The sequence below is a fragment of the Novosphingobium sp. PC22D genome, from assembly GCF_002556635.1.
Taxonomy (GTDB): domain Bacteria; phylum Pseudomonadota; class Alphaproteobacteria; order Sphingomonadales; family Sphingomonadaceae; genus Novosphingobium.
The window spans coordinates 1-8,669 of record NZ_MWMO01000038.1; the positions used below are offsets into that span (position 1 = coordinate 1).

The window sequence follows — 8,669 nt, forward strand, 5'->3', positions numbered from 1 at the left end:
GCTTCGGCCGGGCCAGTGCGGACAGATCCATGAAACCCTCAAGGGATCGGCACCGCCAAGCTCTGCAATTACAGATCAGACTCTAAGGCGATCCAGTCCGTCAATGGCGTGGCTAAGATCACGCGTGTCGGCGGTGTCAGCCGCGAGGTCCGCGTCGAACTCGATCCGGCACTGATGGCCGGTCTCGGGGTGAGCGCGGCCGATGTCAGCAGCCAGCTCAAGAACATGCAGACCGACACCTCGGGCGGCGAAAGCGATATCGGCTATCAGCGCCAGTCGCTGCGCACGCTGGGCCGGGTGGACGACCCGACCGAGATCGGCGGGATCAGCATTCCTACCAGCAATGGCAAATCGGTGCGGCTCGACCAGGTGGCGACCATTATCGACGGCCATTCGGAAATCAGCTCGCTCGCCTATCGTGACGGCGAGCCGATTATCGCATTCCAGGTTACGCGTTCGCTCGGCTTCGGCGATGTCAGCGTCGCCGAAGCCGTGCGCGAGGCGGTAACGGCTTTCGACGAGCAGAACAGCCGCGTCGAAATCACCGAAATTTCCGACACGATCGAGCCGGTAATCGACAATTACGAAGGCTCGATGCATCTGCTGCTGGAAGGCGCGCTGCTGGCGGTGATCGTGGTCTGGTGGTTCCTGCGCGACTGGCGCTCGACGCTGATTTCGGCCACCGCCCTGCCGCTCTCGATCATTCCCACGTTCGGGGCGATGTATCTCGCGGGCTTCACGCTCAACACCGTGTCGCTGCTGTCTATTTCACTGGTGATCGGCATTCTCGTCGATGATGCGATCGTCGAGGTGGAGAATATCGAACGCCATCTGCGGATGGGCAAGAAACCCTTCGAGGCCGCGATGGAAGCGGCCGACGAGATCGGCCTAGCGGTGATCGCCACCACCTTCACCCTCGTCGCCGTGTTCTTGCCCACCGCCTTCATGGGTGGGATTCCGGGCAAGATCTTCCGCGAATTCGGCGTGACCGCCTCGGTCGCGGTGCTGTGCTCATTGCTCGTCGCGCGGCTGCTGACGCCGATGATGGCCGCCTATTTCCTGAAGGCCAATGACCACGTGGAAGAGGACAGCTCGCTGATGAGGCGGTATCTGCGCTGGATCCACGGCACGCTCGACAATCGCCGCAAAACGGTGCTGGCCGCGCTGGTGTTCCTCGTGGTCTCGCTGGGGATGTATACGATGCTGCCCTCGGGCTTCATGCCCGCGCAGGATAACTCGCAGACCTCGGTTACGCTCGAACTGCCGCCCGGCACCACGATATCCGAAATGGATTCCATTTCGAAAGGTGCCGCGAAACTGATCGAGGATATTCCCGAAGTGAAGCATGTCTTCACCTCGGTTGGCACCGCGACCAGCGGCGATCCGATGAATTCGACGACTTCCTCGGCGCAGAACAGCGCCACGCTCACGGTCGATCTGGTCGATCGCGGCGATCGCGATCTCAAGCAATCGGGTGTGGAAGAGAAAATCCGCGAGGCGCTCAAGGCGCTGCCCGGCACCCGCGTCAGCGTGGGCGGCGGCGGCAGCGGAGAAAAGCTGCAGGTAACGCTGGCGGGCGACGACGGCAACCTGCTGTCCGCCACCGCCAAATCGCTCGAAAGCGAGATTCGCAACAATATTCAAGGCATCGGCAACGTCACCTCCAGCGCGGCACTGCAGCGGCCCGAAATCCAGCTTATCCCAGATTATGCGCGTGCCGCGCAGCTGGGCGTTACCAGTCAGGACATCGGCGATGTCATGCGCGTGGCGACCTATGGCGACTATTCGCAGAACCTGCCGAAGCTCAACCTGTCCGACCGTCAGATCGACATTCGGGTGCGGATCGATCCCGAAGTGCGCGAAGACACCGATGCGATCAGCAATCTGCGGGTGCAGGGCGACAATGGCCAGGTGGCCCTCGGCTCGCTGGGCGAGATCGTCTATGGATCGAGCATGTCGCAGATCGACCGGCTCGACCGTTCGCGCAATGTCACGCTCGATATCGAACTCAACGGGCGCACGATCGGTGAGGTGAACAACGAGGTGAAGCAGTTGCCGACCATGCAAAACCTGCCTGCCGGGATCAAGCAGGTCGAACAGGGCGAGCTTGAGCGGACCTCCGAAATGATGGGCAGCTTCGCCCTTGCGATGGCGGTCGGCATCTTCTGCATCTATGCGGTGCTGGTACTGCTGTTTCACGACTTCCTGCAGCCAGCGACAATTCTATCGGCCCTGCCGCTGTCTCTGGGCGGCGCGATGTTCGCGCTGCTCATCACCGATTCGGCCTTCTCCATGCCTGCGGTAATCGGACTCCTCATGCTGATGGGGATCGTGACCAAGAACTCGATCCTGCTGGTCGAATACGCAATCATGGCGCGGCGCGAACGCGGCATGTCGCGCTATGACGCGCTAATCGATGCCTGTCACAAGCGTGCCCGACCCATCCTGATGACCACGATCGCGATGGGCGCGGGCATGCTGCCGACTGCGCTCGGCATGGGCGCCGAGCCCAGCTTCCGCCAGCCCATGGCAATCGTGGTTATCGGCGGTCTCCTCACCTCAACCGTGCTGAGCCTTCTCGTTGTGCCGGTGATCTTCACCTATGTCGACGACTTCGAGCAGCTGCTCCGTCGGTCGGCGCACAAACTGTTTCATGCTTCCCGCAACCCCTCGAACCCGAAGGCCAGTACGTAAAGGAGTGCTCCCAGATGTCTGTATATCTCCCTCGTTTGATAAGTCTTGCTCTCTTACTTTGTACTACGGCGCCCGCAGCGGCCCAGCAATCTTCCCATCAATCGCGGCCCGGACAGGAAACTTTGCAACCTGACCCAGGCGCTTCCAAGAAACAACCGCGGTCCGAACAGAATCGCTTACGGTGCGGGCAGGGTCAGCATGCTCGATCGGGAAACTGCGCGGCGTGATCTACTCGATGCACAACTTTCGTTAGCTAATCTGCGTCTGACAGAAGTTCGTGCATGGATAGCACTCTACAAAGCGCTCGGTGGCGGATGGCAAAGTGGAAAGTGAGTGGGGTTCCTTTGCAGGCCGCCCAGAAGGCTTTTGCGCACTCCCGATTAACTATTGATGACTTGATATTGATTCGAAGTCCTGGACGAAAACCTAATTCGTACCGTCAATGTGCAGGCTATGACTGGCAATGAATGCTATAGTTCCTCCCGCAGTTGAGAAAGTCCCTATAGTACTCCCAGCAGGCTGGGCTTCCCAATTCAGGAATCACCGCCTGCCTTTGCTTGGTCTTCTCGCATGTCAGGTGGGGCAAGTCGCGGCTTCTTTGTTGCTGCCGGGGCTGAGCGCCGATGTGATCGACCTGGGCATCGTTCCCGAAGACAGCGATGCGATACTCCATTTCGGCGGGCTCATGGGCGGGGCGGCCCTGGTGCAGCTCGTGCTCAGCGCAGCCGCCGTCGTGCTCGGCGCGCGCATAGCTTTCCAGATCGGCAAGTCCTTGCGGGCCGATGTCTTCGGCAAGGTCCACAGCCTTGCCCTGGCGCAGGTGCAGGAGTTCGGGATCGGCTCCCTTATCACCCGCTGCACTAATGACGTGCTGCAGGTGCAGACCATGCTGTTCATGGGGCTGACCATGATCGCGATCGCCCCGATCATGGGCGTTGGCGGCGCCTTCATGGCCGTGCGCCAGGATGTGCAATTGTCCGGATTGCTGCTGATCGTGGTGCCGATACTGGCGGCCATTATCGGCTGGCTGACATTGCGCGCCACGCCACTGTTCCAGCGGATGCAAAGGCAGCTTGACGGCGTGAATGCGATCCTGCGCGAGCAGATCGAGGGTATCCGGGTAATCCGCGCCTTCCTGCAGCAGCTGCGCGAGGCGCAGCGTTTCGGCACAGCCAATACCGAGCTGACCGATACCGCGATCCAGGCCGGGCGCCTGATGGCAATGATCATGCCCGCCGTGACCGCGGTGATGCAGGTCGCCTCTGTCGCGCTGATCTGGGCGGGAGCGGACCGGGTGGTGGCGGGCGACCTCCAGATCGGCGCGCTGATCGCCTTCCTGTCCTATGTCTCGCTGATCCTGATCTCGGTGATGATGATGGGCATGCTGATCGTGCTGCTGCCCCGCTCGCTGGTGAGCGGGCGGCGGATCAGCGCCCTGCTGCAAAGCGAGGTCCTGGTGGGGCCGCCTGCCAATCCGCAGCCCTTGCCGGAGAAGGGCAGCGGGCTCGACCTGCGCTTCGACGCGGTGAGCTTCGGCTATTCCGGCGCCCGGGCGATGATTCTAGAAGATATCTCTTTCAGCGTCGATCCCGGTCAGGTGCTGGGCATTATCGGCGCCACCGGATCGGGCAAGTCGACCATCGTCAACCTGATCGCGCGGCTCAACGATCCGACGCAGGGCCGGGTGACGCTGGGCGGCGTGGATTTGCGGGCGATAGCGCCCGAAGCGCTGGCCGGGCGGATCGGATATGTCCCGCAGAAGACCTATCTGTTTTCCGGCACCGTGGCGCAGACGCTGCGGCTGGGGAGTCCGGAAGCCGACGATGCCGCGCTGTGGCAGGCGCTGGAGATCGCGCAGGCGGCGGATTTCGTCCGCGCGCTTCCCGAGGGGCTCGCGGCGCCGGTGGCGCAGGGCGGCACGAACTTCTCCGGCGGGCAGCGCCAGCGGCTCGCCATCGCCCGGGCGCTGGCCTGCGATGCCGATCTCTATCTGTTCGATGACAGCTTCTCGGCCCTCGATCAGGCCACCGACGCCAGACTGCGCGCCGCATTGCGGCAGGCGACCCGCCACGCCGTCACCGTGACAGTCAGCCAGCGCGTGTCCTCGATCCGCGATGCCGATACCATTCTGGTAATCGATCTCGGGCGGATTGTCGGCCTCGGCCCGCATGACGCATTGATGCAGGATTGCCCGGTCTATGCCGATATCGTCCGCTCGCAGCGCAGCATGGCGGAGGATGCGGCGTGAGCGCGGCGGAGAAGAGATCGACGCCGGTTTCCACCGCCGCGCGTCCGGCCTCCGCTTCGGGAGGACCGGCAGCGGCCGGGGCCGCGATCGGCGGGGAAAAGCCGAAAGACGCAAGGGATGCCGCACGGCGGATCTGGCAGGCGCTGGGTCGCAGCCGGTGGGTCATCGTTACGATGGTTCTGCTGAGTGTAGGCAGCGTCGCGGCGAGCACGCTGGGGCCGTGGCAACTCGGCAAGGCGACCGACCTGCTGGTGAGCGAGGATTTCCCCCGGGGCGCCCTCATTCGCCAGCTCACCGTGGTGGCGGTGATCTATCTGCTTGCCTCGGCCTTCAATCTGGCGCAGGCGTGGCTGATCAACGATCTGGTGCAGGAACTGGGCCGCGATCTGCGACACCGGGCGCAAGCGAAGCTGTCGCGCGTTCCCTTGAGCTGGTTCGACGCTCAGCCGCGTGGCGAGGTGCTGTCGCGCTTCACTAACGATATCGACAATGTGATCCAGAACCTGCAGCAGGTTGCCAGCCAGGTCATCCTGATGGTGCTGACGATTGTCGGTGTGCTGGGGATCATGCTCGTGCTCTCTCCCGTGCTGGCGATCGTGGCCCTGGTTGCGTTAGGCATTTCCCTGCTGCTCTCCCGCCTGCTCACGCGCGCCGCGCGCCCGCAATTCGTCGCCCAGTGGCGTGAGACCGGAAACCTCAATTCCACAGTCGAGGAGAGCTTCACCGGCCAGACCCTGATCCGCGTTTTTGGCGCACATTCGCGCATCGAGGAACAGTTCGCCATCGAGAACGGGGCGCTGACCAAAGCCAGCATGTCCGCCCAGATGCTGGCCAGCCTGATCCAGCCCGTGACCATGGTCGTGACCAACTTCGCCTATGTCGCGGTCGTCGTGGTCGGTGCCTTTCGGGTGCTGTCGGGCGGCCTGACCCTGGGCGAGTTGCAGGCCTTTATCCAGTATATCAGGCAGATCGGGCAGCCCATATCGCAGCTGGGCAGCATGGCCGCGCAGGTGCAATCGGCGCTGGCCTCTGCCGAGCGGGTCTTCGAATTGCTCGACGCGCCGGAAATGGGCGCGGACGGTGACGCGCGGGGACGTCTGCCCGCGGTCGTCAAAGGGCATGTCTGCTTTGACCATGTCGGCTTCCGCTATGTTCCCGACCAGCCGCTGTTCGAGGATGTCAGTCTGGAGGCGCTGCCCGGCCAGACGCTCGCCATCGTCGGCCCGACCGGCGCGGGCAAGACAACGCTGGTCAACCTGCTGATGCGTTTTTACGAGATCGACCGGGGCGAGATCAGGCTCGACGGCATCGACATCAGCCAGCTTGGCCGTGCCGAACTGCGTGGCGCCATGGCCATGGTGCTGCAGGATACCTGGCTGTTCACCGGCACGATCCACGACAATATCGCCTATGGCCGCCCGCAGAGCACGCGCGAGGAGGTGCTCGCCGCCGCGCGGCGCTGCCATGTAGATGATTTCGTGCGGACCCTGCCCGAGGGATACGACACGGTGCTGGAAAATGCCGGTGCGTCGCTGTCTCAGGGACAGCGCCAGCTGATGACCATTGCCCGCGCCTTCCTGCTCGACAAGCCGATCCTGATCCTCGACGAGGCGACCAGCTCGGTCGATACGCGCACCGAGATGTTGATCCAGCAGGCGATGGCCGATCTGCGGCAGGGACGCACCAGCTTCGTCATCGCCCACCGGCTCTCGACCATCCGCGATGCCGACCTGATCGTCTATATGGAGGCCGGCAACGTCCGCGAGACTGGCACCCATGATGAACTGATGGCGTTGAAGGGCGGGTACTGGACGCTGCAGCAGGGCGGGGCTGCTTACGGGCCCCTGCCGGAGTGAAAAGCGGGGGCCCTCATTCATTCGATGAGGACGGGGGACCTCTTGAGTAAATTAAGGGTGTCAATAGGCCGGATTGATCTGTCTCAAGTGGAAAAGGGGTTAGTTACTGTTACATCAGTCGATCCGAGTGGAAAGGAAACTTGGGGGAATGCCATGTCTATCTATCATCTGATTTACGCTTCTCTGGCGTTACTGCTGGCTTTACCTTCGCCATCGCATGGGCAGCCTCAAGGGGAAGGGGCACGAGGCTCTCAACCTCGTCAGGAGCAGAGATCTCAAACACGGCGCACTCAGGCGCCTCAAAGTGGCGTAGAGCGCCAATCGAGCCAAGGCCAACGCTCGCAGCTATCAAAGAACCAGCGGCAGCAAGGACAGAACGAACCACAACGGAGCCAGCAGAAGTCTCCTCGGGAATCCGGCCAGCCGGGCCGGAGAGACGACCCTGCAATCCAAACCTATCCCGGCCAGGACAGCTATCGACGGGGTACGCGGCCTCCTCTCGTCCAGCGGCGGCACGACGGCTCGCGTGATCGCGACACGTATCGCCATACCTACCGTGCGGACAAGAAATATTATATTAAGCCTTACGTTCGTCCACGTGGATGGTATCTTCGCAATTGGATAATTGGAGATATCCTTCCGCCTCTGTTCTGGGCGCGCAACTATTGGATTGTCAGTTACTGGCTCTATGACCTTCCCATCCCGCCAGATGGTTGCATATGGGTTCGCTATGGGGATGATGCACTTTTGATCGACGAGCATACCGGAGAAATAATTCAAGTTATTTACGATATTTTCTATTAGGATAGTTGGACTTAAAGTTGCGATGGTATGGAAAATGGGCGGAACATTCTAACAGATTGGCTAGGGACGCGTATGCGCGCTCGTCTCAAGTTAGCAATCGTTTTGTATGCAAAAATCACATCAATTCGCGAACAAACTTCCGAACGTTCTCACGCGAAGAGAAACATTTTTCAGGCCAAAAATTCCAGCCCTGTGGCCTAAGAGTCTGATTCGAAATTATCGGGTGTAATTTCATGATCTTGCGATGCGGCGTATAAAGAGCCGGATCGAGGCGATGAAGAGCCACGCGGTGGCGGAGGCGATCGTCTGCTCGAAGTCTTTGGCGAGGCGTCGGTTTCGATTGAGCCATGCCAAGGTTCGCTCGACCACCCATCTGCGAGGCAGTGCCTCGAAGCCTTTGGCCGTGTCGGACCGCTTGATGATTTCGATGGTCCACTTTCCGATCCGGCGCAGCGCTTGCCTGAGCTTGTCTCCGGTATAGCCGCCATCGGCGAACACATGCCGCAGCCAGGGGAAGCGCAGGAAGATTTCGGCTAGCACGAGCGGCGCGCCCTCGCGGTCCTGGATGTCGGCGGTGTGGATCACGGCATGGACGAGGTTGCGGTCGGTGTCGGTGAGGATGTGGCGCTTGCGTCCCTTGCTCTGCCACCTGAAAACTGGACCATTCGCAGTAGAGTTTTCGGCTGTAGATATCCTTGGCTGGGCGAGGAGTTACGGCATGAAGGCATCGAAGTTCACGGACGTGCAGAAGGCGTTCGTCATCAAGCAGGGCGAGGAAGGGACGCCTGTTGCGGAGTTCTGCCGTAAGGCAGGCATCAGCCAGGCGACCTACTTCAACTGGAAGAAGTAGTACGCGGGTCTGAGGCCGTCAGAGATGCGGCGGATGCGTGAGCTGGAAGACGAGAACGGCCGGTTAAAGAAGATCGTCGCCGATCTGACGCTGGATCGCGAGATGCTGCAGGATGTCATCAAGCGAAAGCTCTAAGAGTCTGATTCAAAATTATCTGGCGTAATTTCATGGCCTTGCGGTGCGGCGAACGAAGAGCTGGATCGAGGCGATGAAGAGC

The 8,669-nt window shown here is 61.3% G+C and carries 3 protein-coding genes and 2 pseudogenes; 4 read left to right on the plus strand and 1 reads right to left on the minus strand.

The window, feature by feature from the left end:
* Positions 1-90 precede the first annotated feature (90 nt).
* The 3 genes from B2G71_RS23430 to B2G71_RS23440 all read left to right on the plus strand — a co-directional run bounded on the left by B2G71_RS23430 (position 91) and on the right by B2G71_RS23440 (position 6,798).
* Complete coding sequence (locus tag B2G71_RS23430; protein ID WP_276306943.1) at positions 91-2,694, plus strand: efflux RND transporter permease subunit; 2,604 nt, start codon at positions 91-93, stop codon at positions 2,692-2,694.
* A gap of 463 nt (positions 2,695-3,157) precedes the next feature.
* Positions 3,158-4,942: an ABC transporter ATP-binding protein gene (locus B2G71_RS23435; RefSeq protein WP_098109075.1), complete on the plus strand. Its 1,785-nt coding sequence runs from the start codon at positions 3,158-3,160 to the stop codon at positions 4,940-4,942.
* A complete protein-coding gene (locus B2G71_RS23440) occupies positions 4,939-6,798 on the plus strand; it encodes an ABC transporter ATP-binding protein (RefSeq protein WP_098109076.1) in 1,860 nt (619 codons plus the stop codon). The genes B2G71_RS23435 and B2G71_RS23440 overlap by 4 nt, the downstream gene beginning before the upstream one ends.
* A gap of 1,035 nt (positions 6,799-7,833) precedes the next feature.
* On the opposite strand, the pseudogene B2G71_RS23450 reads toward B2G71_RS23440, so the two are convergent.
* A pseudogene (locus B2G71_RS23450) lies at positions 7,834-8,247 on the minus strand (IS5 family transposase); the annotation flags it as partial.
* 73 nt (positions 8,248-8,320) lie between these two features.
* Between B2G71_RS23450 and B2G71_RS23455 the strand changes: the two are divergent.
* Positions 8,321-8,581 (plus strand): annotated as a pseudogene (locus tag B2G71_RS23455) (transposase); the annotation flags it as partial.
* Between the last annotated feature and the right edge of the window lie 88 nt (positions 8,582-8,669).

What these genes read in the sequence shown, in the direction of transcription:
- B2G71_RS23435 (WP_098109075.1), top strand. Translation starts at nt 3,158, where the DNA reads ATGAATGCTATAGTTCCTCCCGCAGTTGAGAAAGTCCCTATAGTACTC.